We start from the raw sequence: 23,112 nt of genomic DNA, 5'->3' as shown, positions 1-23,112 counted from the left end.
TTCAGGCACACGCGAGTCGTCCGTTCGGGTACGGGTCTTGGCCGTTCGGGTTCGCGCGTCGTCCGGGTGGGACGGCGGAGGGCCGCGCATCGGGCGTAACCTCCCGGACATCCGCCGGAAATTCCTTGCGGGAACAGCGTTTCGGACGGTGGATCTTGGGTACCCCGCAAGGGAACCCTGCCTCGTGGGCGCTTGATCGAGTCAGGCAGACTGTCGCCTGCCTGCGTCCAACCGACACACCGAGGGGCGTTGCCCATGACCGGCCGGCTCGGCATCGACGACGTCTCCCCCAGCGTGAGCTGCGGCCGGTATCCGGCCAAAGCCGTTGTGGGAGAACACATCCCGGTCACCGCGACCGTCTGGCGCGAAGGTCACGACGCGGTCGCCGCCACCGTCGCGTGGCGCGGGCCGGACGACCGGCTGACGCGCCAGACGCGGATGGCGCCGCGCGGCTCCGATCACCCCGACGAGTTCGCCGCGGTGATCGTCCCGGACACGACCGGCCTGTGGACGTTCCGGATCGACGCCTGGGGCGACCCGTGGGCGACGTGGGAGCACAACGTCGAGGTGAAGGTCGCCGCCGGGCAGGGGCCCGAGGACCTCGCCAACGACATCGAGAACGGCGCCCGCCTGCTGGAGCGCGTCGCCCGCCGTCCCGACCGCCGGGCGGAGAAGCAGCTGCTGCTCGGCGCGGTGGCGGCGTTGCGCGACGAGGAACGCGGCCTCGCCGAGCGCGTCGGGCCCGCGCTCTCGCCCGAAATCCGCCAGCTCATGCACGAGTTCCCGGTGCGCGAGCTGATCACCAAGGGCAAGCCGCGCAAGGTCTGGGTCGACCGCCGCCGCGCCGCGTTCGGCTCCTGGTACGAGCTGTTCCCCCGCTCGACCGGCGGGCTCGACGCCGAGGGCAAGCCGGTGCACGGCACCTTCGCCACCGCCGCGGGCGCGCTCGACCGCGTCGCGAAGATGGGCTTCGACGTCGTCTACCTCCCGCCGGTCCACCCGATCGGGCGGGTGAACCGCAAGGGCCCCAACAACACCCTCGACGCGACCCCGGACGACGTCGGCTCGCCGTGGGCCATCGGCTCCGACGAGGGCGGGCACGACGCCATCCACCCCGACCTCGGCACCTTCGACGACTTCGACGCCTTCGTGGCCCGCGCGGAAGAGCTCGGCATGGAGGTGGCGCTCGACTTCGCGCTGCAGGCCGCGCCCGACCACCCGTGGGTGCTCAAGAACCCCGAGTTCTTCACCACCCGCCCGGACGGCTCGATCGCCTACGCCGAGAACCCGCCCAAGAAGTACCAGGACATCTACCCGATCAACTTCGACAACGACCCCAAGGCCGTCTACGAAGAGATGCTCCGGGTGATCACGGTCTGGATCGACCACGGGGTGAAGATCTTCCGGGTCGACAACCCGCACACCAAGCCGCCGGACTTCTGGGCCTGGCTGATCCAGTCGGTCAAGGACGCTCACCCGGACGTGATCTTCCTGGCCGAGGCGTTCACCCGGCCGGCGCGGCTGTGGGGCCTGGCCCGGCTCGGCTTCACCCAGAGCTACACCTACTTCACCTGGCGGACCGGCAAGCAGGAACTGATCGACTTCGCCATCGACCTGCGGGAGCACTGGAACGAGGGCCGGCCGAACCTGTTCGTCAACACCCCGGACATCCTCCACGAGTCACTGCAGCGCGGCGGCCCGGGCATGTTCGCCCTGCGCGCCGCCCTCGCGGCGACGATCTCGCCGACGTGGGGCGTCTACTCCGGTTACGAGCTGTTCGAGCACGTCCCGGTCCGCGAGGGCAGCGAGGAGTACCTCGACTCCGAGAAGTACCAGCTGCGCCCGCGCGACTTCGAGCGCGCGCTCGCCGAAGGGCGTTCGCTGGAGCCGTGGCTGGCGAAGCTGAACGCCGTCCGCCGCGCGCACCCCGCGCTGCAGCAGATGCGCACCCTGCACTTCCACCACGTCGACAACGACGCGCTGCTGGCCTACTCCAAACAGGACCCGGCCACCGGCGACACCGTGGTCACCGTCCTGACGCTCGACCCGTACGGGCCCCAAGAGGGCACGCTGTGGCTCGACACCGCGGCACTCGGGTTCGAGGCCCACGAACGGCTGATCGCCCACGACGAGGTCACCGGCGACACTTGGGACTGGGGTCAGGCGAACTACGTCCGGCTCGAACCCTGGCGGGCCGTGGCCCACGTCGTGTCGGTGAGACGCCGGCTGGCCGGCTGAGGACGGAAAGGACAGGGTTCGAAGGGACGAGGTGGAACACATGGCGGAAGAAGCCCGGCCCGACGCGGCACTGGGACTGGAGGGCGTGCCGCACACCGGCGAGGCGATGACGGCGGACGGCATGCTCGTGGAGCCGCAGGCCGGGGACTTCCGGTCGGCGCAGCAGGCGCCGAGCAACCCGGAGTGGTTCAAGGGCGCGGTGTTCTACGAAGTGCTGGTGCGCGCGTTCGCCGACTCCAACGGCGACGGCACCGGCGACTTGCGCGGGCTGGCCGGCCGGCTCGACTACCTGGCCTGGCTCGGCATCGACTGCCTGTGGCTGCCGCCGTTCTACGCGTCGCCGTTGCGCGACGGCGGGTACGACATCAGCGACTTCCGCGCCGTGCTCCCGGAGTTCGGCAGCGTGGAGGACTTCGTCTTCCTGCTCAACGAGGCGCACCGGCGCGGCATCCGGGTGATCACCGACCTGGTGCTCAACCACACCTCGGACGCACACCCGTGGTTCCAGCAGTCCCGCAGCGACCCCGACGGGCCGTACGGCGACTACTACGTGTGGAGCGACGACGACTCCCGCTACGCCGACGCGCGGATCATCTTCGTCGACACCGAGACGTCGAACTGGACTTACGACCCCGTGCGCGGCCAGTTCTACTGGCACCGGTTCTTCTCCCACCAGCCCGACCTGAACTTCGAGAACGTCGACGTCCAGAACGCGATGATCGACACCCTGCGGTTCTGGCTGGACCTGGGCATCGACGGGTTCCGCCTCGACGCCGTGCCGTACCTGTTCGAGCAGGAGGGCACCAACTGCGAGAACCTGCCGCGGACGCACGAGTTCCTCAAGCGCTGCCGCAAGGTCGTCGACGACGAGTACCCGGGCCGGATCCTGCTGGCCGAGGCCAACCAGTGGCCCTCGGACGTCGTCGAGTACTTCGGCGACCCGGCCGTCGGCGGCGACGAATGCCACATGGCGTTCCACTTCCCGCTGATGCCGCGGATCTTCATGGCGGTGCGGCGCGAGTCGCGGTTCCCGATCTCGGAGATCCTCGCCCAGACCCCGACCATCCCCAGCGGGGCCCAGTGGGGCATCTTCCTGCGCAACCACGACGAGCTGACCCTCGAGATGGTCACCGACGAAGAGCGCGACTACATGTACACGGAGTACGCCAAGGACCCGCGCATGAAGGCCAACATCGGCATCCGCCGGAGGCTGGCCCCGCTGCTGGACAACGACCGCAACCAGCAGGAGCTGTTCACCGCGATGCTGCTGTCCCTGCCGGGATCGCCCGTTCTGTACTACGGTGACGAGATCGGCATGGGAGACAACATCTGGCTCGGCGACCGCGACGCGGTGCGCACCCCCATGCAGTGGACCCCGGACCGCAACGCCGGGTTCTCCTCCTGCGACCCGGGCCGGATCTACCTGCCGGTGATCATGGACCCGGTGTACGGCTACCAGGGGCTGAACGTCGAGGCGCAGTCGAACAACGACGCCTCACTGCTCAACTGGACCCGCCGGATGATCGAGGTGCGCAAGCAGCACCACGCGTTCGCCGAAGGCGAGTTCGTCGACCTCGGCGGGTCCAACCCCAGCGTGCTGGCCTACAAGCGCCAGTGGCGGCGCCCGGACGGCGGGGAGGACGTCGTGCTCTGCGTGAACAACCTCTCCCGGTTCCCGCAGCCGGTGGAGCTGGATCTCTCCGCGCACCGCGGGTGCACGCCGGTGGAGCTCACCGGCGGCGTGCGGTTCCCCAGCATCGGGGACCTGTCGTACCTGCTGACGCTGCCGGGACACGGCTTCTACTGGTTCCAGCTGACGAGCCCGGGAGACGAAGGCGAAGCGAGGTGAGTCCCTTGTCCGACCCGCGTGAGCTGGTCGACGACCTGACCGAGGACCTGAAGCGCTGGCTGCCGGAGCAGCGCTGGTTCGCCGGCAAGGACCGGCCGGTGACCGGCGTCCGGACACTCGGCGTGACCGAGCTGGTGTCCGGCGATCCGCAGCTGCTGCACGTCGTCATCGAGGTCGCCCAGGACGACCGGCGCGAGCCCTACCAGCTGCTCGTCGGCCGCCGGACGCACCCGCCGGAGATCGCGTCCGGCAGCTGGATCGGCGCCGTCGGCGATCTCAACGCCTACGAGGCCTCAGGTGACCTGGACGTCACCGGCGTGCTGCTGGACCTGATGGCCAGGGAGGAACGCGTCGGCTCGCTCGTCTTCGAGCACGAGCCCGGCGTGACGCTGGAGACCGGCCTGCGCGCGCGGCCGATCTCGTCGGAGCAGAGCAACACGTCGCTGGTCTACGGCGGGCAGTACATCCTCAAGCTGTTCCGCAAGCTGACGCCGGGCAAGAACAAGGACCTGCTGCTGCACCGGGCGCTGCAGGGCGTCGGCAGCAAGCACATCGCGCACCCGCTCGGCTCGATCACCGGCGACCTGGACGGCGAGCCGACGACGGTCGGCATGCTCCAGCAGTTCGTCCCGGACGCCGTCGACGGCTGGGCGATGGCCACGACCAGCGTCCGCGACCTGATGGCCGCGCCGGAGCTGCACGCCGAGGAGGTCGGCGGCGACTTCGCCGGCGAGGCCGAGCGGCTCGGGCGCGCCGTCGCCGAGGTGCACGCCGACCTCGCCGAGGCCCTCGGCACCGAGCCGGTCGACGCTCACGAGCTGGAGCGCTCCGCGAAGGCGATGCTCGACCGGCTCGACACGATCGCCGCGCGGGTCCCGGAGCTGGCCGCGCACGCCCCGGCGCTGCGGGCGGCGTTCGAGAAGCTGCGGACGCTGCCGCTGGACTCGGTAACCATGCAGTACATCCACGGCGACCTGCACCTCGGCCAGGTCCTGCGGACGGTCGGCGGCTGGCTGCTGATCGACTTCGAAGGGGAGCCCGCGGCCCCGGTGGAGGAGCGGCACGCGCTCCGCTCGCCGTTGCGCGACGTCGCGGGCATGCTGAGGTCGTTCGACTACGCGGCCCAGCAGATGCTGGTCGGCCAGCCGGACGACCCGGCACTGGCCGAGCGCGCGATGGAGTGGTCCGAGCGCAACCGGACGGCATTCTGCGAGGGGTACGCCGCGATCGCGGCGGACCCCCGCGACCAGGGCCCGCTGCTGCGTGCCTTCGAACTGGACAAGGCGGTCTACGAAGTGGGCTACGAACACGCGAACCGGCCGGACTGGCTGGGCGTGCCGCTCGCTTCGATCGCCCGGATCACGAGCGGAGAGGGATGACACCGTGAACGCCGTTCCGGAAGGCCTCCCGGCCGCGGCCCCGCCGGCCGCGGACATCGACCGGCTACTGGCGGGGTCTCACCACGACCCGCACTCGGTGCTGGGCGTGCACGCCGTCGGCAAGGGCTTCGCGGCCCGGGCGCTGCTGCCCGGCGCGAAGGCCGTCGCGCTGTGCGCGGGTGAGCACCGGTACCCGATGGAGCCGGTGATCGACGCGCTGTTCGCCGTCGCGGTGCCGGAGCACCCCGGCGACTACCGGCTGGAAGTCGAGTACGACGGGCACACCGCCACCGCCGACGACCCGTACCGCTGGCTGCCCACGGTGGGGGAGCTGGACTTGCACCTGATCGGCGAGGGCAGGCACGAGCGGCTCTGGGAGGTGCTCGGCGCGCGCGTCCGCTCCTACGACACGCCGAACGGCGTCGTCGAAGGGACGTCGTTCGCGGTCTGGGCGCCGAACGCCCGCGGCATCCGCGTGATCGGCGACTTCAACGGCTGGGACGGGCGCGGGCACCCGATGCGTTCGCTCGGCTCGTCCGGGGTCTGGGAGCTGTTCGTGCCGGGTGTCGGCGTGGGCACCTGCTACAAGTTCCGCATCCTCGGCGCCGACGGCAACTGGCACGAGAAGGCCGACCCGATGGCGTTCGCCACGGAGAAGCCCCCGGCGACGGCGTCGGTCGTCACCCGCTCCGCGTACGCGTGGGAAGACGACGAGTGGGTCGCGCGGCGGGAAGCGACCCAGTGGGCCGCGGCGCCGATGAGCGTCTACGAAGTCCACCTCGGGTCGTGGCGGCCGGGCCTCGACTACCGCGAGCTGGCCGACCAGCTGGCCGACTACGTCGTCGAGACCGGCTTCACGCACGTGGAGCTGCTGCCGGTCTCGGAGCACCCGTTCGGCGGCTCGTGGGGCTACCAGGTGACGTCGTACTACGCGCCGACGTCCCGCTTCGGCTCGCCGGACGACTTCCGGTACTTCGTCGACCGCCTGCACCAGCGGGGCATCGGCGTGCTCGTCGACTGGGTGCCCGCGCACTTCCCGAAGGACAGCTGGGCGCTGGCGAAGTTCGACGGCACCGCGCTGTACGAGCACGCGGACCCGCGTCGCGGCGAGCAGCCCGACTGGGGCACGCTCGTGTTCGACTTCGGCCGCAACGAAGTCCGCAACTTCCTGGTCGCCAACGCGCTGTACTGGATCGAGGAGTTCCACCTCGACGGCCTGCGCGTCGACGCGGTGGCGTCGATGCTGTACCTCGACTACTCCCGCAACGAAGGGGAGTGGCTGCCCAACCAGTACGGCGGGCGGGAAAACCTCGACGCCGTGCGGTTCCTGCAGGAGCTGAACGCGACCGTCTACAAGCGACACCCGGGTGTCGTGATGGTGGCCGAGGAGTCGACGGCCTGGCCGGGTGTCACGCGCCCGACGCACCTCGGCGGCCTCGGGTTCGGCTTCAAGTGGAACATGGGCTGGATGCACGACACGCTCCGGTACCTCTCGCACGAGCCGATCCACCGCGCGTACCACCACAACGAGATGACGTTCTCGCTCGTGTACGCCTGGAGCGAGAACTTCGTGCTGCCGCTGTCGCACGACGAAGTGGTGCACGGCAAGGGATCCCTGTGGGGCCGGATGCCGGGCGACGCGTGGAACAAGGCGGCGGGCGTGCGTTCGCTGCTGGCGTTCATGTGGGCGCACCCGGGCAAGCAGCTGCTGTTCATGGGCGGCGAGTTCGGCCAGGAAGGGGAGTGGTCGGAGCAGCGGTCGCTGGACTGGCACCTGCTGGAGGAGCCCCTGCACCGCGGGGTGCAGGACCTGCTGCGCTCGCTGAACTCGGTGTACCGGTCCACTCCGGCGCTCTACAGCCAGGACACCGCCCCGGAGGGCTTCGCCTGGATCGACGCGAACGACTCGAGCGGCAACGTCCTGAGCTTCCTGCGCATCGGCGCCGACGGTTCGCGGCTGGCGTGCGTGGCCAACTTCGCCGGCGTCCCGCACCACGACTACCGGGTCGGCCTGCCCGCGGCGGGCGTCTGGCGCGAGGTGGTCAACACCGACGCCGAGATCTACGGCGGCTCCGGCGTCGGCAACCTGGGCGCGGTGGAGGCGACGGAGGACCCGTGGCACGGCCAGCCGGCCTCAGCCGTCCTCCAGCTCCCGCCGGCGGGAGTCCTCTGGCTGGCCGAAGAGACCTCACCGGACCCCGACCTCACGTAACCGAAGGGTCGACACGCGTGATTGGAGCGACGACACGCGTGATTGGAGGGTCGACACGGCGACCGGCGTCGTGTCGACTCTCCAATCACGTGTGCTGACCCTTCAATCACGCGAAAAGCTCTCCGCCAGGTGGGCGTTGCGGGCTTACCATCGGGGTATGGACGGCTCCGGTGGTGTCGTCGTGAACCTGATTTTCTTCGCCGTGGTCTGTGTCGCTCCCACGGTGCTGTTCTGGTGCGCGCTGCGCGTCCCGAAACTCGTCGGCCGGATCCGGGAGAGACGCGCGAAGCCGCAGCCCGAAGGGCCGCCCATCGAACGGGTCGCCGCCGACCTGCGGCGGGTGCACCGGCTGCTCGCCGGTTACCCGTCCGGCACCCCGGCCGCCCGGCGGTTCGGCACCCGGCAGGCGTACGACGAGCTCCTCACCGTGGCCTGCCGCCAGGTCGGCGTCCCGCACCGGCTCGGGGAACTGCCCGAGGGGATGGACCGCGAAATCGAAAGGCTGCGCGTCGAGCAGTCGTTGCGGGAACGCGGGCTGGTCGTGCCCTGAGTTCCGGCTGTCCTTTGTGGACGCCAACGGGCTCGGCCACCGGCACGTCCTGCTCGTGGAACCGGTTTCGGACACGAACTTCGTGCACACCGGCGTCTGCCCGGAGTAGGCCGGGCAGACGCCGGTGAACAGCCAGAACCTCTCCTCCCGGCCGGTGCACGTCCCATGGACGGTGCTCACCGGCCGGCCGTGAATCACAGCACGAGGCCGCCGAGCCGGGCGATGTCGTCAAGCTCGTCGGTGGCCGGGTTGAAGATCAGCTCGTCGGCCCCGAGGTCACCGAACGCCTGCACGGCTTCGCGCACCGCGTCCGGGGTGGTGCGCACGCCCGACGCGATGAAGCCGGCCCCCTCTTCGCCCATGTAGCTGTAGTAGTCGTGGACCTTCGCCCGGCCGGTTTCGGGCTCGCCGAGCGCGAAGTACGCGATCGCGACGAGCCGCGGCTCGCCCTCGCGCCCGGCCTCCCGCCAGGCGGTGCGGGCCTGGTCGAACGAGCCGGCGACCATGTCGGGCGGCACCGAACCGGCGACGTAGCCCTCGCCCCACTTCGCCATCCGCGCCAGGGCTTTCGGCGCGAACCCGCCGAACAGCAACGGCACTTCGCGGGTGCCGGGCGGGACGGCGGGGTTGTCGCCGCCGCCGACGGGCTTGCCGTTCCACACGTCCCGGTAGACCTCGAGGTCGGCGTCGATCCGCTTGCCGAGCCCCTTCGGGCCGAGCCCGTCGGCGACGAAGTCGTCCGGCCGCCCGCCGATCCCGATGCCGAGGGTGAGCCGGCCACCGGAGACGCCGTCGATGCCGGCGATCTCCTTCGCCAGCAGCACGGGCGGCCACACGGTGCCGAGCAGGACGTTGCTGATCAGCCCGATCCGGCTGGTGGCGCCGGCCGCCGCGGCGAGCGCGACGGTGTCCATCACGCCGGGGTAGGCGATCCGGCCGACGGTGCCGAGCGTCGAGAACCCGGCTTCCTCGGCTTTCGCGGCCCAGGCGGGGATGACGTCCGGACGCATGTCGCGGACCTGGTTCGGCAAACCGATGCCGATCTTCATGGGGACCCTCTCGGGAGTAGGCGATCTTGTCACCAAGATTCCCGAAAAGGGAAAACCCCGCCACTTTCGTGACGGGGTTTTCCCTTTTGTACCAAGAACTCAGTGTGCCAAGAAATCAGTCCAGGTAGTCCCGCAGGACCTGCGACCGCGACGGGTGGCGCAGCTTCGACATCGTCTTCGACTCGATCTGCCGGATGCGCTCACGGGTCACCCCGTACACCTGGCCGATCTCGTCGAGCGTGCGCGGCTGGCCGTCCGTGAGGCCGAAGCGCAGCCGGACCACGCCGGCCTCGCGCTCGGACAGCGTCTGCAGCACCGACTGGAGCTGGTCCTGCAGCAGCGTGAACGACACCGCGTCGACCGCGACGACCGCCTCGGAGTCCTCGATGAAGTCGCCGAGCTGGGAGTCGCCCTCGTCGCCGATCGTCTGGTCCAGCGAGATCGGCTCGCGCGCGTACTGCTGGATCTCGAGGACCTTCTCCGGAGAGATGTCCATCTCCTTGGCGAGCTCTTCCGGGGTCGGCTCGCGGCCGAGGTCCTGGAGCAGCTCGCGCTGGATGCGGCCCAGCTTGTTGATGACCTCGACCATGTGCACCGGGATGCGGATGGTGCGGGCCTGGTCGGCCATCGCGCGGGTGATCGCCTGGCGGATCCACCACGTGGCGTACGTCGAGAACTTGTAGCCCTTGGTGTAGTCGAACTTCTCCACCGCGCGGATCAGGCCGAGGTTGCCCTCCTGGATCAGGTCCAGGAACGCCATGCCGCGGCCGGTGTAGCGCTTGGCCAGCGACACCACGAGCCGGAGGTTCGCCTCGAGCAGGTGGTTCTTGGCGCGCTCGCCGTCACGCACGATCCACTTGAGATCGCGGCGCATCTGGGTGACGAGCTTCTCGCCCTCCTCCTCGGCGGTGCGCACGCGCTCGGCGGCGTAGAGCCCGGCCTCGATCCGCTTGGCCAGCTCCACCTCCTCCTCCGCGTTCAGCAGCGCGACCTTGCCGATCTGCTTGAGGTAGGCACGCACGGAGTCGGCGGACGCGGTGAGCTCGGCGTCCTTGCGCGCCTGCCGCAGCGCCTCGGACTCCTCCTCGTCCCAGACGAAGTCCGGGTTGTCGGAGCTCTTGGCGGCGGCCGCCTTGTCCGCCGCCGCCCCGCGACGGCGCTGCGCCGGGGTCTCCTCGTCATCGTCGTCGTCATCGTCGTCGGCCGAGTCGGTGTCCGGCTCGTCGTTGACGGTTTCGTCGACGACGTCGACCTCGACCTCTTCGAGGTCCGACAGGTCGGGCGTGTCGAGTTCGGCCTCGTCGATGTCGACGGGACCGTCCGGCTCGCCGTCTTCGGTCTTCGCGCCCTTGGTCGCGGGCTTCTTCGCCGGTGCCTTCTTGGCCGGTGCCTTCTTGGCCGTGGTGGTCTTGCGGGCCGCCGGCTTCGCCGTCCCGGTGGCTGCCTCTTCGGCCGGCTCGCCGGCTGCGGTCGCTGTCTTCGTCCCGCCTCGGGTTGCGGTTCTTGCGGCTGCCACTTACGCCCTTTCGCAGCGGTCGATCACGACGAGCAACGGCACGGGTGCCACTGCTGCCTCACATTCGGGGATCACGCCTCGGCCTGCGGTTTTGGCCTCCGCAGCCGTGGGCCGTGTTCCATTGTAACGACGGTACGCGCATGCGGTGCGAAGCGATCACCCTCGAGGGCCGATCAGTGCTGGATGCCCTCCGCCGCGGCGGCCGCGGCGCCGACGATCCCGGCGTTGTTCTGCAGGCTCGCGACCAGCACCGGAGTCCGGAGGTCCAGCAGCGGCACCCATTTCTCGGCCTTCTTGCTGACGCCGCCGCCGACGATGAACAGGTCGGGCCAGATGAGGTTCTCCAGCACAGTCAGGTAACGGTGCACGCGCTTGGCCCATTCGGGGTAGGTGAGGCCCTCGTTGTCCTTCACCGAGGCGGCCGCGCGCTTCTCGGCGTCGTGGCCGTCGATCTCCAGGTGGCCGAACTCGGTGTTGGGCACGAGCTTGCCGTCCTGGAACACCGCGCTGCCGATGCCGGTGCCGAAGGTGAGCAGCGCGGTCACGCCCGTGCGCGCGACCGGGTCGCCGAAGCGGATCTCCGCCATGCCCGCCGCGTCGGCGTCGTTGAGCATCGCGACCTGGTCGACGCCGCGGCCGAGCCGCTTGGCGAACAGCGCGTCGGCGTCCGTGCCGATCCACTGCTTGTCGATGTTGGCCGCGGTGTGCGCGACGCCCTTCTTGACGACCGCGGGGAGCGTCACGCCGACCGGGCCGTCCCAGCCCGCCTGCGTCACGATGTCGTGCACGACGTCCGCCACCGCCGACGGGGTGGACGGCTTCGGCGTCTCGATCCGGATCCGGTCGCCGATGAGCTGCCCCTTGTCCAGGTCGACCAAGGCGCCCTTGATCCCGCTGCCGCCGATGTCGATGCCGAAACCTCGGCGGGTCGCCTCCACCACGGACGTGGTCCCTTCTCGCACGATTCAGAAGCCTGCCTCGGAGACTTTAACCGGATGTGGTGACATGTCGGACGTGGGAGTTGACGAGTCGTTGCTGAAAAGCGTCGCGGTGCAGGTCGCGACGGACGCCGCCGAGCTGGTCCGCGAGGCCTGGGAGGGGATGGCGGGCGGTCGTACGGTCGCTGTGGGCACGAAGTCCGGGGACACCGACGTGGTGACCGCGGTGGACCACGAGTCGGAGCGCCTCGTCCGGGCGCGGCTGGCTTCGCTGCGCCCGGGGGAGCCGGTGCTGGGCGAGGAAGGCGGCGGCGCGGCGGGCGACGGCTTGACGTGGGTGGTCGACCCGATCGACGGGACGGTCAACTTCCTCTACGGCCTGCCGTGGTTCGCGGTGTCGGTGGCGGCGCAGGTCGGCGGGGTCTCGGTGGCCGGCGCGGTCGTGGAACCGGCGAGCGGCCGCGTCTGGTCGGCGGCTCGCGGGCAGGGCGCGTTCCTGGACGGACGGCGGCTGGCCGTGTCGGCGCCGTCGCGGCTGGAGGTGACGCTCGTCGGAACCGGTTTCGCGTACTCGCCGGAGCGGCGGACCCGGCAGTCGCGGTTCGCGGCGGAGCTGCTGGGACGCGTGCGGGACATCCGCCGCAACGGCGCGGCGTCACTCGACCTGTGCGCGGTGGCGGCGGGCTGGCTGGACGCCTACGTGGAGCACGGGCTCAACCGCTGGGACTGGGCGGCCGGGGCGCTGATCGCGGCGGAGGCGGGCGCGGAGGTGGCCGTCCCGGGCGCCGCGGCGGACCTCGGCGCGGACGCGACGTACGCGGCGGCCCCGTCCATCGCCGGCCCGCTGCGGAAGGTCCTGGCGGACTGCGGCGCGGCCGACGTCTGAGCGGGAGGCCTGCTCATCAGGGCGACCGGAACTGTCGGTGCCCTCCGGTAGCGTGGAAAACGGGGGGCGCCCCCGCGGCGCGCGGTCCGGCGCCGGTCAGCACTCCACGTTGCGGGCCGATGCCAGCAGCGTCTGGTCGATGACCGGGGCCTTCGCGCCCGCGGACTGCTCGTTGCCGCCGCCGCCCTGGTGGGCCTTCGACCAGTCGGCGAGCTGGGTGATGATCTGGCGGGCCTCGGCGCGGGGCCGGACGTCGCCGAAGAGGGTGCCCGTGACGACGTCGACGCTCGCGTCCTTGCGGTTGTCCTGGACCAGCTCGGCGCACGGGACGACCAGGCTGAGCGTCCGGGCCGCGGTGGCGCCGTTCTCGCCGAAGCGGATCTGGCCACGGCACTTGGCCTCGCGGTTCTCGTACGCCGGGTCGCTGGCCGGTTCGGCGGCCCCGGTGAACCCGAGTTCCTTCAGCGCGGTCGTGGTCATGCCGCCCTTGCCGCGGGACTGGGAGGCGTTGAGGACCCGGTAGGCGACCTTGTCGGGCGGGATGGGCGCGCGGCCGTCGAGCGCGTCGTGGGGGAGGGTGCTGAACGTGACGCCCGGTGGCGGGCTGGCGGGCGGGTCGCAGCGGACGGCCTCGTCGATGTCACCCTTGCTGATGACCGCGTTCACCCAGACGACGATCGCGGCGACGGCGAGCACGCCGATGACGATCAGCGCCGGCAGCGGCTTGTGCTTGCGATACGGCCGCGCCCCACGGTCCCCGATGCCGTTCCCCGACGCCACCTGCCTGTCCCTTCCCCAAACACCGAATCCGACCGTGTCCGGCCGTGTGCACCGGCACCGTTCGAGGCCGGTCAGCCTAGGCGCACCGGACGGCGCGCGTCGTCCCGGGTCGCCCCGCCGGGACATCCGGTCGTGCCCGTGGTCCCGGGCTCCCGCCCGGGGCCGATCCCCGTGCAGTGATCGCACCACGCCCGGCCCGGCCGGGGCAAGCGGACACGGGTCGCGCGTGAAGTTCTCCACCCACGGGCAACCCGAACGGACCACAACGCGTCTTACCTGCGGGTTCCCCCTGTCGGGTGACGATTCCCCGGCAATGTCTGACTCGTTGCAGAACCCGCAGAGCGGTGAGCTACCCTTCCCGGGCTCCGGCCGCAGGAAGAGGCGCAAAAAGAAGAGACCTCGGTCACTTCGGCCGTCGGGCACAAACGAGGGCCCTGGAACGTTGACCAGCGGCACGGCGGACTCACGGGCGCATCCGGGGGTCCGGGAAAACGACTACACAAGCTGATCGCAGGGGTGAGGGACACATGGCTACCGACTACGACGCTCCGCGCCGCAGCGAAGCCGACGAGCTGGCCGAAGACTCGTTGGAGGAGCTCAAGGCCCGGCGGAACGAGAACCAGTCCGGCGTCGTCGACGTCGACGAGGACGCGACCGCCGAGAACTTCGAGCTGCCGGGTGCCGACCTCTCCGGGCTTTCCGGTGAGGACATGACCGTGAAGGTGGTGCCGAAGCAGGCGGACGAGTTCACCTGCTCCGTCTGCTTCCTGGTGCACCACCGCAGCCGGCTGGCCGAGGACAACGGCGGACGCCTGATCTGCCGCGACTGCGCCTGAGAAGCGCAGAGGGGTTCTCGGACACAGGGGACGAACAGACGCGACGGAGAGCCTCGAGGGCAGTGCTCGGCAAAAGAGCGAGGGGGAGGCTCGAAGCGCGCTGGGGACAAGGGGGCCGGCCGGCAGGCCGGCCCCCTTCCCATGTCTCGAGGAGCCGGGTCAGGCGTTCTTCAGCAGCTCGACGACCTTTTCCGGGTGCCGGGTGCTGAACAGCCAGTACGGTGTCGGGTCGTTCGCGTCGGTCAGGCGGAGCCGCACGACCGGGCCGACCCAGCCGCGGTGCAGCACGTAGGCGGCGGGGTCGCCGTCGCGGCCCAGCGCCTTGCGCTTGGCTTCCTTGTCGAAGACCTCCACCTCGCCGACGTAGCGCAGCGGCAGGTGCGCGTCGCCGACCCACAGCTCCGGCTCGTCACCGCCGGTGATCCGGACCTTCGACCGGCCCAGCGACAGCAGCAGCGCCACGACCACCGGCAGCGCGATCACGTACGGCAGCCAAGCCCGGATCCCCGGGTACCCGAGGTCGATCTCGGCGGCCAGCAGGACCGCCCCCAGCACCGGCAGCGGCCAGCCCCACCACGGGACGTACAGCCGCTCGGAATGCCGGACCGCGGTGTTCGCGGCCGTCTTCGCTGATTCACCCACGGGAACAGAGTAATCTCGCGGCCCGTGTCCAGCGTTCAGGTACTCCTCTCCCGGCTCGACCCGGATGTCCCGCTGCCCGCCTACGCCCGGCCGGGCGACGCGGGCGCCGATCTCGTCACCACCTCGGATATCGTGCTCGGACCCGGGGAACGCGGCGTCGTCGGCACCGGCGTCGCGATCGCGCTCCCGCCCGGGTACGCGGGCTTCGTCCACCCACGGTCGGGCCTGGCCGCCCGGGCCGGCCTCTCGGTGGTGAACACCCCGGGCACGATCGACGCGGGGTACCGCGGGGAGATCAAAGTCTGTTTGATCAACCACGACCCGGTGCACCCGGTGAAGCTCACGCGCGGCGACCGCATCGCCCAGCTGGTCGTGCAGCGGGTCGAGCACGCGGAGTTCGTCGAGGTCGCCGAGCTCGACGCCACCGAGCGGGGCGACGGAGGCTACGGCTCGACAGGTGGACACGCCACACTGGGAGCACCGGCGCTCGCCACGGGCGCCGGCGCGGGGGAAGGAACGGAGAGCTAGTGGGGATTTTCGGACGCAAGCGGCGGACCGAGGGCGGGTCCGCCGGACGGCACGCCGCGCCCGAGGCCGACGACACGATCGAGGACGACGGCTACGACGACGAGGACGGGCCGGAGCTGTCGGACGTCTCCGACGGCCCGTACGACGTCGCGGACTTCGACGACGACGGCGTCCCGCGGATCGACCTCGGCTCGGTGAAGGTGCCGGTGCCCGACGGTTCCCAGGTCCAGGTCGAAATGGACCCGGAGACCCAGGGCGTGCGCGCCGTGCACGTCGTCACCGAGCAGGGCCAGATCACGGTCAGCGCGTACGCCGCGCCGCGCTCGGGCGGGCTGTGGCGCGAGGTCAGCGCCGAGCTGGCCGACCAGCTGCGGGCCGACGGCGCCAAGGTGAACCTCGGCCGCGGCAAGTGGGGCCTGGAGATCTCGGCCATCGTCGGCGACGTCGCCCTGCGCTTCGTCGGCGTCGACCGGCCCCGCTGGATGCTGCGCGGCGTCATCGCCGGGCCCCAGTCCGAGGCCGCGGCCGCCGTCGAGGTGCTGCGGGAGATCGTCCGGCGGACCATCGTCGACCGCGGTGACGCGCCGATGCCGGTCCGGACCCCGCTGACCATCACGCTGCCGGACGCGGTGGCGGAGCACATCGCGGCCCAGCAGCAGCAAGGCTGAAGCCCAGGAGGGGCACCTTCCCGGCTTTTACGGCCGTGAAGGTGCCCCTCCTGGCATTTGCCGGGCTTTCAGGAAGGCCAGGACGGTGGCCCGGCCGAGGGACTCCCGGTCGGCGCCCAAGGCCGTGAGCGTCGTCTCACCGAGGGCCGCGCGCGGGAGGGCGTCCGCCCACTCGGATGCGACTTTCGTCGGGTGGATCGGGTCGTCCGCGCAGGTGCCGATCCCGGCCGGGACATTCAGCGCGGCCAGGTCCCCGAGCGTCGGCGCCGGCCGGCCCGCGGCGACACGCAGGCCGGCCGCCAGTTCGCCGCCGTGGCGGCGCCACGCCCGGTCCAGCTCCGCTCGCAGCCAGTCCGGGCTGCCCGCGGTCTGCGCCAGTGCCGCGTCGACCCCGGAACGGGCCACCAGATCCGCCGACAGCGTCGCGGCCAGCGACGCGGGTGCTGAGCCGGGGACGCCGTTCCAGGCCGGGAGCGCGGCCAGCAGGCCCCCGCAACGGCCCGGGTGGCGCACCGCCCACTCCGCGGCGAGGTGCGCGCCGAACGAAATGCCGCCGACGAGCAGTTCGCCGTATTCGTCCGCCAAGGCGTCCAGCGTCTTCAGGTAGCCCTCGGCGAGCTCCGCACCGGGTGGCGGGGGTGGCGCGATGAGCGGGACACCGAGGGCGCGCAGCGGCCCTCCGAAGACGGCTCGGACGAACACCTCGTCCGAGCCGGTGCCGGGCAGCAGCACCGCGGCGGGAACTCTGATAGCGGACGTCACGTTGCGATCTTTGCGCAAAGGCGTTTCCCTGGCGGGGACCGCAGCTACGCTGGAAATCGCACGGGCCGCAAAAACCACGTCGGGGGCCCCGGAGCACAGGAGCACCTATGTCCGCCAAAGACGGCGGCTACTTCAGCCGGTTGGTTCGCAAGCTGACCAGCGACGTCGAGGAACTCGACGCCGACGAGATGTCGATGAGGTCGGGCGCCGAAGGGGCGCAGCGGGCGTGTGACTGCCGCTCGGGTGAAGAGGTCACCGTGATGGGCCGGCTCCGCAGTGTGGAGCTCTGCCCGACCAACGAGGCCGCCACGCTGGAGGCCGAGCTGTTCGACGGGACACAGGGCGTGACGCTAATCTGGCTCGGCCGCCGCCGGATCCCGGGCATCGAGCCTGGCCGGACGATCAAGGTGCGCGGCCGGATGGCCGAGCGTGACGGCCAGAAGGTGCTGTACAACCCCTATTACGAGCTCCAGAGCCCAGTGAGTTGATCACCCATCGTGACTGAACCCGCCCCGAGCGAGAAGAAGACCGACGCGGAAGAAGAGCCGCAGCCGACCCTGCTCGAGCAGATGGGCGGCGTGTCCGGCCTGGTCTACTCCTCGCTGCCGGTCATCGTGTTCGTCCTGGCGAACTCGTTCTTCGGCCTGACCGCGGCCATCTGGACGTCGGTGGGCAGCGCGGTGGCCATCACGGTGCTGCGGGTGGTCCGCAAGGAGCCGCTGCAGCCGGCGATCTCCGGGTTCTTCGGCGTCGCGATCGCGGCGTTCATCGCCTACCGGACCGGGTCCGCGAAGGGGTTCTTCCTCTTCGGGATCTACGCCAGCCTGATCTACTGCGGCGTCTTCGTGCTGTCGGTGGTGGTGCGCTGGCCGATCGCGGGCGTCGTCTGGAACATGCTCAACGGCACCGGCCAGGCGTGGCGCAAGGACAAGCCGTCCCGCTACGGCTACGACGTCGCCACGCTGGCCATGGCGGCGATCTTCGCCGCCCGGTTCGTCGTCCAGCGGTGGCTCTACCAGGAGGACTACACCGGCTGGCTGGCCTTCGCGAAGATCGCCATGGGCTACCCGCTGTACGCGCTGGGCCTGCTGGTGGTCGTGTGGGCGGTCCGGCGGTCGGACAAGCGCCTGAAGGCACTGGCGGAGTCCGAGCCGAAGCCGGAGACCGACGCGGAAGTCGAAGCCCGGCTGCGCGAGAAGTACGCGACTCCCGAAGCCTGACCCGCGCGGGGGCGCCCCCCGTTCTCGACTCTACCGGCGGCCACCGACAGTTTCGCCGCGCCGACCGCCCGATGCCCCCACAATCACGCGAGATGCCCCTCAATCACGCGAGATGCCTCTCCAACCGCGCGAGGCCCGGCTCCGATCACCTGACCTCCGGCCAGAGGCACGCGAAAGCAGGCGACGGAGGGGCATCACCCGTGTCCAGAGGGGCATCACCCGTGATCAGGAAGGCATCACGCGAAGCCCCGGCCCGCGGGGGCGCCCCCCGTTTTCCACGCTACCGGCAGGCACCGACAATTCCGGTCGCCCGAAAGCCACGAAGGCCGCTTGAGGAACGTAGGGGTTCCTCAAGCGGCCTTCGCGCGTCTCGGCGGTCTCAGTACCCGAGCGCCGTCCGGATCTCCGGCTCGACGTCCGCGGTCGCCACGAACAGCAGCTCGTCGCCCGGCTCCAGCGGGTCCTCCGGCTGCGGGATGATCACCCGGTCGCCGCGCAGGATCGTCACCAAGGCCGCGTCCCGCGGCAGCGTCAGCTCGCTCACCGGCTTGCCGGCCAGGGGCGTCTCCGCCGGCAGCGTCAGCTCGACCAGGTTCGCGTTGCTCTGCCGGAACGTCATCAGCCGCACCAGGTCGCCGACGCTGACCGCCTCCTCGACCATCGCCGCGAGCATCCGCGGGGTCGACACCGCGACGTCCACGCCCCAGGCGTCGTTGAACAGCCACTCGTTGGCCGGGTTGTTCACCCGGGCCACCACGCGCCGTACCGCGAACTCCGTCTTGGCCAGCAGTGACACCACGAGGTTCGCCTTGTCGTCGCCGGTCGCGGCGATGACGACGTCGCACTGCTCGATCCCGGACTCCTCCAGGATCGACACCTCGCACGCGTCGCCGAGCACCCAGTCGGCCTGCTCGACCGCGTGCGGCTCGAACTGGTCGGCTTCGCGCTCGATGAGCATCACCTGGTGCCTGCCGTCGATCAGCTCGGCGGCGATGGAGCGGCCGACCGCGCCCGCGCCCGCAATCGCGACCCTCATGCCTCGTCCTCCGGTTCGCGGTGGGCCACACTGGTCACGTCGGTGACGGTGCCGGAACGCGCGGCCACCCACACGACGTCGTCGGCCTGCAGCACGGTCTTGGTGTCGGGCAGCACCGCGGTGCCGAAGCGCATGATGAACGCCACCCGCGCGCCGGTCGCCTCCTGCAGGGACCGCACGGAGTGCCCGACCCAGCCCTCGTGCAGCGGCAGCTGCAGCAGCGCGACGTTGCCCGACGGGTCCCGCCACGCCGACGCGACGCCGTCCGGCAGGAGGCTGCGCAGGAACCGGTCGGTGGTCCACGGCACCGTCGCCACCGTCGGGATGCCCAGCCGCTCGTACACGGCCGCGCGCTTGTGGTCGTAGATCCGCGCGACGACGTGCTCGATGCCGAAGTTCTCGCGGGCCACCCTGGCCGAGATGATGTTCGAGTTGTCGCCGCTGGACACCGCCGCGAACGCGCCGGCCCGTTCGATGCCGGCTTCGATCAGCACCCGGCGGTCGAAGCCGACGCCGACGACCTGCTGGCCGTGGAAGTCGCTGCCGAGCCGCCGGAACGCCTGCTGGTTCTTGTCGATGACGGCCACCTCGTGGCCGAGCCGCTCCAGCGCAGCGGCCAGGGACGCGCCTACCCGGCCGCATCCCATGATCACCACGTGCACGCCCTGCCTCCTCCTTGGCGGTTACCCGTCCGTTGCTACCCCTACCTACCAGCGCCGAACCTACCGTGCCCCCGTGCCGTTAGGCTTTCGTGGTGTCGAAGTTCCCGACCGTGCTGAAACGCCTGGTTCTCGGACGTCCGTTCCGCAGTGACCGGCTGTCCCACACGCTGCTGCCCAAGCGCATCGCGCTGCCGATCTTCGCCTCCGACGCGCTCTCGAGCGTGGCGTACGCCCCGGAAGAGATCTTCCTGACGCTGAGCGTGGCGGGCCTCTCGGCCTACGCGCTGGCGCCGTGGATCGGCATCGCCGTGGCCGTGGTCATGCTCGTCGTCGTCGCCTCCTACCGGCAGAACGTGCACGCCTACCCGAGCGGCGGCGGCGACTACGAGGTCGCCACCACCAACCTGGGCGGCCGGTTCGGGCTCACGGTGGCGAGCGCGCTGCTCGTCGACTACGTGCTCACCGTCGCGGTGTCCACTTCGTCCGGTGTGGCCAACATCGGGTCGGCGGTCCCGTGGGTCGCCCAGCACAAGGTGCTGGCCTCGATCGTGATCGTGGTCGTGTTGACGTCGCTGAACCTGCGCGGCATCCGCGAGTCGGGGAAGGCCTTCGCGATCCCGACATACGGGTTCATCCTGGGCATCATGGTCATGGTGGTGTGGGGCCTGGTGCAGGCCGTCACCGGCACCGAGATGAAGGCCGAGAGCGCCGGGTTCACGCTGAACGCCGAGGGCACCTTCGCGGGGGTGGCGTACGCGTTCCTGGTGCTGCGGGCGTTCTCCTCCGGCGCGGCGGCGCTGACCGGGGTCGAGGCGATCAGCAACGGTGTCCCGGCGTTCCAGAAGCCCAAGTCGAAGAACGCCGCGACCACGCTGCTGATGATGGGCGTGCTCGCGGTGACGATGCTGGTCGGCATCATCACCCTCGCCACGATCACCGACGTGAAGTTCGCCGAAGACCCGGCGAAGCAGCTCGCCGGCGCGCCCGCCGGCTACGAGCAGAAGACGATCGTCGCGCAGATCGCGCACGCGGTGTTCGCCGACTTCCCGCCGGCGTTCTACTACATCTCCTTCTCCACCGGCATCATCCTGCTGCTGGCCGCGAACACCGCCTTCAACGGCTTCCCGGTGCTGGGCTCGATCCTCGCGCAGGACCGCTACCTGCCGCGGCAGCTGCACACCCGCGGCGACCGGCTGGCATTCTCCAACGGGATCCTGTTCCTGGCGGCGTTCGCGCTGGTGCTGATCATCGCCTTCGACGCCGAGGTCACCCGGCTCATCCAGCTCTACATCGTCGGCGTGTTCGTGTCCTTCACGGTGAGCCAGGCCGGCATGATCCGGCACTGGAACCGGTTGCTGGCCAAGGAAACCGACCCCGGCGTGCGACGGCGGATGCGGCGCTCCCAGACCGTCAACGCGGTCGGCCTCACCTGCACCGGCACCGTGCTGGTGATCGTGCTGATCACGAAGTTCCTGCTCGGCGCGTGGATCGCGATCGCCGCGATGGTGGCGATCTTCGTGCTGATGACCGCGATCCGGAAGCACTACGACCGGGTCGCCGACGAGCTGAAGGACCTCGGCGACACCCCGACCGTGCTGCCCTCGCGCAACCACGCGATCGTCCTCGTGTCCAAATTGCACCGTCCGACGCTGCGCGCGCTGGCCTACGCCAAGGCGATGCGCCCGGACGTCCTCGAAGCCGTGACGGTCAATGTGGACGATGCCGACACGCGCCGGTTGACCGCCGAGTGGGACGCGCACAACTTCAAGGTGCCGCTGAAGGTCGTCGAGTCGCCGTACCGCGAGATCACGAAGCCGGTGCTCGACTACGTCAAGCGCGTGCGCGGTGACAATCCGCGCAACGTGGTCACCGTGTTCATCCCGGAGTACGTGGTCGGGCACTGGTGGGAGCAGGTGCTGCACAACCAGAGCGCGCTGCGGCTCAAGGGCCGCCTGCTGTTCCAGTCCGGCGTGATCGTGGCGAGCGTGCCGTGGCAGCTGGAGTCGTCGGCGAAGGCGGCCGCGCGCGTCCGGAACGAGTGGCCGGCGGCCGGTGACGTCCGCCGCGGGTTCTCGCCCGACGCCAAGCCGGCCGGCGCCGGCGCATCGAAGCCCAAGGAGCCCGCCGAATGACGAGCTGGCTGGGCCGGGTCCTCGAGGTCGAGGTCGGGCCGGTGGCACACGGCGGCCACTGCGTGGCCCGCGCCGAGGGGCGGGTCGTGTTCGTCCGGCACGCGCTGCCGGGCGAGCAGGTCCGCGTCGAGGTCACCGAGGACAACGGCGGCTCGTTCTGCCGCGGGGACGCCGTCGAGGTGCTGACGCCGTCTTCGCACCGGGTCCCGCCGCCCTGCCCGCTCGCCGTACCCGGTGGCTGCGGCGGCTGCGACTGGCAGCACGCTTCGCCGGACTACCAGCGCGAGCTGAAGGCCGCGGTCGTGGCCGAGCAGTTGCGGCGGCTGGCCGGGATCGAGCGGGACGTCGTCGTGGAGGCCCTCGACGGCGGGCCGCTGGACTGGCGCAGCCGGGTCCGGCTGGTCGCCGGCCGCGACGGGCGCGCGGGCCTGCGCGCCCACCACAGCCACCGGGTGGTGGCCCTGGAGGACTGCCCGATCGCGGTCCCCGGCGAGCTGGACGACGTCCTCGCGCGGCGCTGGCGGCCGGGAAGCGAGCTGGAGGTCACCACCGACGGCGACGGCGACCTGCACGTGCGGGAGCTGTCGACGGTGCGCGGGAAGGTGCGGGCGCGGCAGCTGACCGGCGGGGTCGCGGTCCAGCACGCGGCGGGCCGCGACTGGCGCCTCGACGCCCACGGTTTCTGGCAGGTCCACCCGGCGGCGGCGTCGACGCTGGCCGCGGTCGTGGCGGAGTGGGCGGAGGCGCCGGCGGGCGGCTCGGCCTGGGACCTCTACGCCGGGGTCGGGCTGTTCGCGTCGGTGCTGGCCGCGCAGGTGGGTTCCGCGGGCCGGGTGCTGGCGGTGGAGTCCGGTCGCCGCGCGGTCGCCGACGGCGAGCGGAACCTCGCCGACCTGCCGCAGGTTTCGTGGCGGGCCGGGCGGGTGGAGCACGTGCTGGCGCCGGCGGAGAAGCCCGTGGACGTCGTGGTGCTGGACCCGCCGCGCAAGGGCGCGGGCAAGGCGGTCGTGGAGTCGATCGTGGCGGGCTCGCCGGACCGGATCGTGTACGTGGCCTGCGACCCGGCGGCGCTGGCCCGCGACGTGGCGATCTTCGCCTCGCACGGGTACGGGCTGACCGACCTGCGGGCGTTCGACGCGTTCCCGATGACCCACCACGTGGAGTGCGTGGCGCTGCTTTCCTGACCCCGCCTTCCCGAAACTGCCTTCCCGAAACTGCCTTCCGGAAAC

The 23,112-nt window shown here is 70.9% G+C and carries 21 protein-coding genes; 13 read left to right on the top strand and 8 right to left on the bottom strand.

Annotation, left to right across the window (positions count from 1 at the left end):
- Positions 1–255: 255 nt before the first annotated feature.
- The 5 genes from CF165_RS35155 to CF165_RS35135 all read left to right on the top strand — a co-directional run bounded on the left by CF165_RS35155 (position 256) and on the right by CF165_RS35135 (position 8,228).
- Complete coding sequence (locus tag CF165_RS35155) at positions 256–2,238, top strand: alpha-1,4-glucan--maltose-1-phosphate maltosyltransferase (protein ID WP_093951899.1); 1,983 nt, start codon at positions 256–258, stop codon at positions 2,236–2,238.
- Between the two features lie 40 nt (positions 2,239–2,278).
- Positions 2,279–4,087: a maltose alpha-D-glucosyltransferase gene (gene treS / locus CF165_RS35150; RefSeq protein WP_093951898.1), complete on the top strand. Its 1,809-nt coding sequence runs from the start codon at positions 2,279–2,281 to the stop codon at positions 4,085–4,087.
- 5 nt (positions 4,088–4,092) lie between these two features.
- Entirely contained in the window at positions 4,093–5,466 is a 1,374-nt protein-coding gene (locus CF165_RS35145) for a maltokinase N-terminal cap-like domain-containing protein (RefSeq protein ID WP_093951897.1), read from the top strand.
- 4 nt (positions 5,467–5,470) lie between these two features.
- A complete protein-coding gene (glgB, locus tag CF165_RS35140; RefSeq protein ID WP_093951896.1) occupies positions 5,471–7,678 on the top strand; it encodes a 1,4-alpha-glucan branching protein GlgB in 2,208 nt (735 codons plus the stop codon).
- Between the two features lie 157 nt (positions 7,679–7,835).
- Positions 7,836–8,228, top strand: coding sequence for a hypothetical protein (locus tag CF165_RS35135; RefSeq protein WP_093951895.1), 393 nt, complete (start codon positions 7,836–7,838; stop codon positions 8,226–8,228).
- Between the two features lie 194 nt (positions 8,229–8,422).
- Here the strand turns inward: CF165_RS35135 and CF165_RS35130 are convergent, their stop codons facing one another.
- The 3 genes from CF165_RS35130 to ppgK all read right to left on the bottom strand — a co-directional run bounded on the left by CF165_RS35130 (position 8,423) and on the right by ppgK (position 11,734).
- Complete coding sequence (locus CF165_RS35130; protein WP_093951894.1) at positions 8,423–9,277, bottom strand: LLM class flavin-dependent oxidoreductase; 855 nt, start codon at positions 9,275–9,277, stop codon at positions 8,423–8,425.
- A gap of 115 nt (positions 9,278–9,392) precedes the next feature.
- Complete coding sequence (locus CF165_RS35125) at positions 9,393–10,793, bottom strand: RNA polymerase sigma factor (protein ID WP_093951893.1); 1,401 nt, start codon at positions 10,791–10,793, stop codon at positions 9,393–9,395.
- 173 nt (positions 10,794–10,966) lie between these two features.
- The gene (ppgK, locus tag CF165_RS35120) at positions 10,967–11,734 is read right to left on the bottom strand and encodes a polyphosphate--glucose phosphotransferase (protein ID WP_093951892.1); all 768 of its coding nucleotides are present in this window, start codon (positions 11,732–11,734) and stop codon (positions 10,967–10,969) included.
- A 64-nt stretch (positions 11,735–11,798) separates the two neighbouring features.
- On the opposite strand from ppgK, the gene CF165_RS35115 reads away from it, so the two are divergent.
- Positions 11,799–12,617 carry an inositol monophosphatase family protein gene (locus CF165_RS35115; RefSeq protein ID WP_093951891.1) on the top strand — a complete coding sequence of 273 codons (819 nt, stop codon included), beginning with the start codon at positions 11,799–11,801 and terminating at the stop codon, positions 12,615–12,617.
- 96 nt (positions 12,618–12,713) lie between these two features.
- Here the strand turns inward: CF165_RS35115 and cei are convergent, their stop codons facing one another.
- Positions 12,714–13,397: an envelope integrity protein Cei gene (gene cei, locus CF165_RS35110; protein WP_093951890.1), complete on the bottom strand. Its 684-nt coding sequence runs from the start codon at positions 13,395–13,397 to the stop codon at positions 12,714–12,716.
- A 527-nt stretch (positions 13,398–13,924) separates the two neighbouring features.
- Between cei and CF165_RS35105 the strand changes: the two genes are divergently transcribed.
- Complete coding sequence (locus tag CF165_RS35105) at positions 13,925–14,233, top strand: DUF4193 domain-containing protein (protein ID WP_013224476.1); 309 nt, start codon at positions 13,925–13,927, stop codon at positions 14,231–14,233.
- A 159-nt stretch (positions 14,234–14,392) separates the two neighbouring features.
- On the opposite strand, the gene CF165_RS35100 is transcribed toward CF165_RS35105, so the two are convergent.
- Entirely contained in the window at positions 14,393–14,875 is a 483-nt protein-coding gene (locus tag CF165_RS35100; RefSeq protein ID WP_093951889.1) for a DUF3093 domain-containing protein, read from the bottom strand.
- Between the two features lie 24 nt (positions 14,876–14,899).
- Here CF165_RS35100 and dut point away from each other — a divergent pair, with 24 nt between their 5' ends.
- Complete coding sequence (gene dut / locus CF165_RS35095) at positions 14,900–15,403, top strand: dUTP diphosphatase (protein ID WP_020645085.1); 504 nt, start codon at positions 14,900–14,902, stop codon at positions 15,401–15,403.
- The gene (locus CF165_RS35090; RefSeq protein WP_093951888.1) at positions 15,403–16,071 is read left to right on the top strand and encodes a DUF3710 domain-containing protein; all 669 of its coding nucleotides are present in this window, start codon (positions 15,403–15,405) and stop codon (positions 16,069–16,071) included. Before dut ends, CF165_RS35090 begins: the two co-directional genes overlap by 1 nt.
- 27 nt (positions 16,072–16,098) lie before the next feature.
- Here CF165_RS35090 and CF165_RS35085 read toward each other — a convergent pair whose 3' ends face one another.
- Complete coding sequence (locus CF165_RS35085; protein ID WP_093951887.1) at positions 16,099–16,803, bottom strand: alpha/beta fold hydrolase; 705 nt, start codon at positions 16,801–16,803, stop codon at positions 16,099–16,101.
- Positions 16,804–16,940: 137 nt separating this feature from the next.
- Here CF165_RS35085 and CF165_RS35080 point away from each other — a divergent pair, with 137 nt between their 5' ends.
- Together CF165_RS35080 and CF165_RS35075 are read left to right on the top strand one after the other, a co-directional pair.
- On the top strand, positions 16,941–17,321 hold the full coding sequence (locus tag CF165_RS35080; RefSeq protein WP_013224481.1) for an OB-fold nucleic acid binding domain-containing protein: 381 nt from the start codon (positions 16,941–16,943) through the stop codon (positions 17,319–17,321).
- Positions 17,322–17,330: 9 nt separating this feature from the next.
- Entirely contained in the window at positions 17,331–18,053 is a 723-nt protein-coding gene (locus CF165_RS35075) for a DUF3159 domain-containing protein (protein ID WP_093951886.1), read from the top strand.
- A gap of 379 nt (positions 18,054–18,432) precedes the next feature.
- On the opposite strand, the gene CF165_RS35070 is transcribed toward CF165_RS35075, so the two are convergent.
- Together CF165_RS35070 and CF165_RS35065 are read right to left on the bottom strand one after the other, a co-directional pair.
- On the bottom strand, positions 18,433–19,089 hold the full coding sequence (locus CF165_RS35070) for a potassium channel family protein (protein ID WP_093951885.1): 657 nt from the start codon (positions 19,087–19,089) through the stop codon (positions 18,433–18,435).
- The gene (locus CF165_RS35065) at positions 19,086–19,751 is read right to left on the bottom strand and encodes a potassium channel family protein (RefSeq protein WP_086851807.1); all 666 of its coding nucleotides are present in this window, start codon (positions 19,749–19,751) and stop codon (positions 19,086–19,088) included. The genes CF165_RS35070 and CF165_RS35065 overlap by 4 nt, the downstream gene beginning before the upstream one ends.
- Positions 19,752–19,843: 92 nt before the next feature.
- On the opposite strand from CF165_RS35065, the gene CF165_RS35060 reads away from it, so the two are divergent.
- Complete coding sequence (locus CF165_RS35060) at positions 19,844–21,883, top strand: APC family permease (RefSeq protein ID WP_205661053.1); 2,040 nt, start codon at positions 19,844–19,846, stop codon at positions 21,881–21,883.
- Positions 21,880–23,067 (top strand): class I SAM-dependent RNA methyltransferase, encoded by a 1,188-nt coding sequence (locus tag CF165_RS35055; RefSeq protein WP_093951883.1) that lies wholly within the window; start codon positions 21,880–21,882, stop codon positions 23,065–23,067. Before CF165_RS35060 ends, CF165_RS35055 begins: the two co-directional genes overlap by 4 nt.
- Positions 23,068–23,112: the final 45 nt, after the last annotated feature.

This window comes from Amycolatopsis vastitatis (assembly GCF_002234595.1).
Taxonomy (GTDB): domain Bacteria; phylum Actinomycetota; class Actinomycetes; order Mycobacteriales; family Pseudonocardiaceae; genus Amycolatopsis; species Amycolatopsis vastitatis.
Note: the sequence above shows the minus strand (reverse complement) of the source record. Positions and strands in the feature narration are given on the sequence as shown.

Excerpts from the sequence above, each read along its gene's own strand:
- CF165_RS35130 (WP_093951894.1), bottom strand. The coding sequence starts at position 9,277 with ATGAAGATCGGCATCGGTTTGCCGAACCAGGTCCGCGACATGCGTCCG.
- CF165_RS35105 (WP_013224476.1), top strand. The coding sequence starts at position 13,925 with ATGGCTACCGACTACGACGCTCCGCGCCGCAGCGAAGCCGACGAGCTG.
- CF165_RS35055 (WP_093951883.1), top strand. The coding sequence starts at position 21,880 with ATGACGAGCTGGCTGGGCCGGGTCCTCGAGGTCGAGGTCGGGCCGGTG.
- CF165_RS35135 (WP_093951895.1), top strand. The coding sequence starts at position 7,836 with ATGGACGGCTCCGGTGGTGTCGTCGTGAACCTGATTTTCTTCGCCGTG.
- CF165_RS35070 (WP_093951885.1), bottom strand. The coding sequence starts at position 19,089 with ATGAGGGTCGCGATTGCGGGCGCGGGCGCGGTCGGCCGCTCCATCGCC.
- CF165_RS35155 (WP_093951899.1), top strand. The coding sequence starts at position 256 with ATGACCGGCCGGCTCGGCATCGACGACGTCTCCCCCAGCGTGAGCTGC.
- CF165_RS35080 (WP_013224481.1), top strand. The coding sequence starts at position 16,941 with ATGTCCGCCAAAGACGGCGGCTACTTCAGCCGGTTGGTTCGCAAGCTG.
- CF165_RS35115 (WP_093951891.1), top strand. The coding sequence starts at position 11,799 with ATGTCGGACGTGGGAGTTGACGAGTCGTTGCTGAAAAGCGTCGCGGTG.
- treS (WP_093951898.1), top strand. The coding sequence starts at position 2,279 with ATGGCGGAAGAAGCCCGGCCCGACGCGGCACTGGGACTGGAGGGCGTG.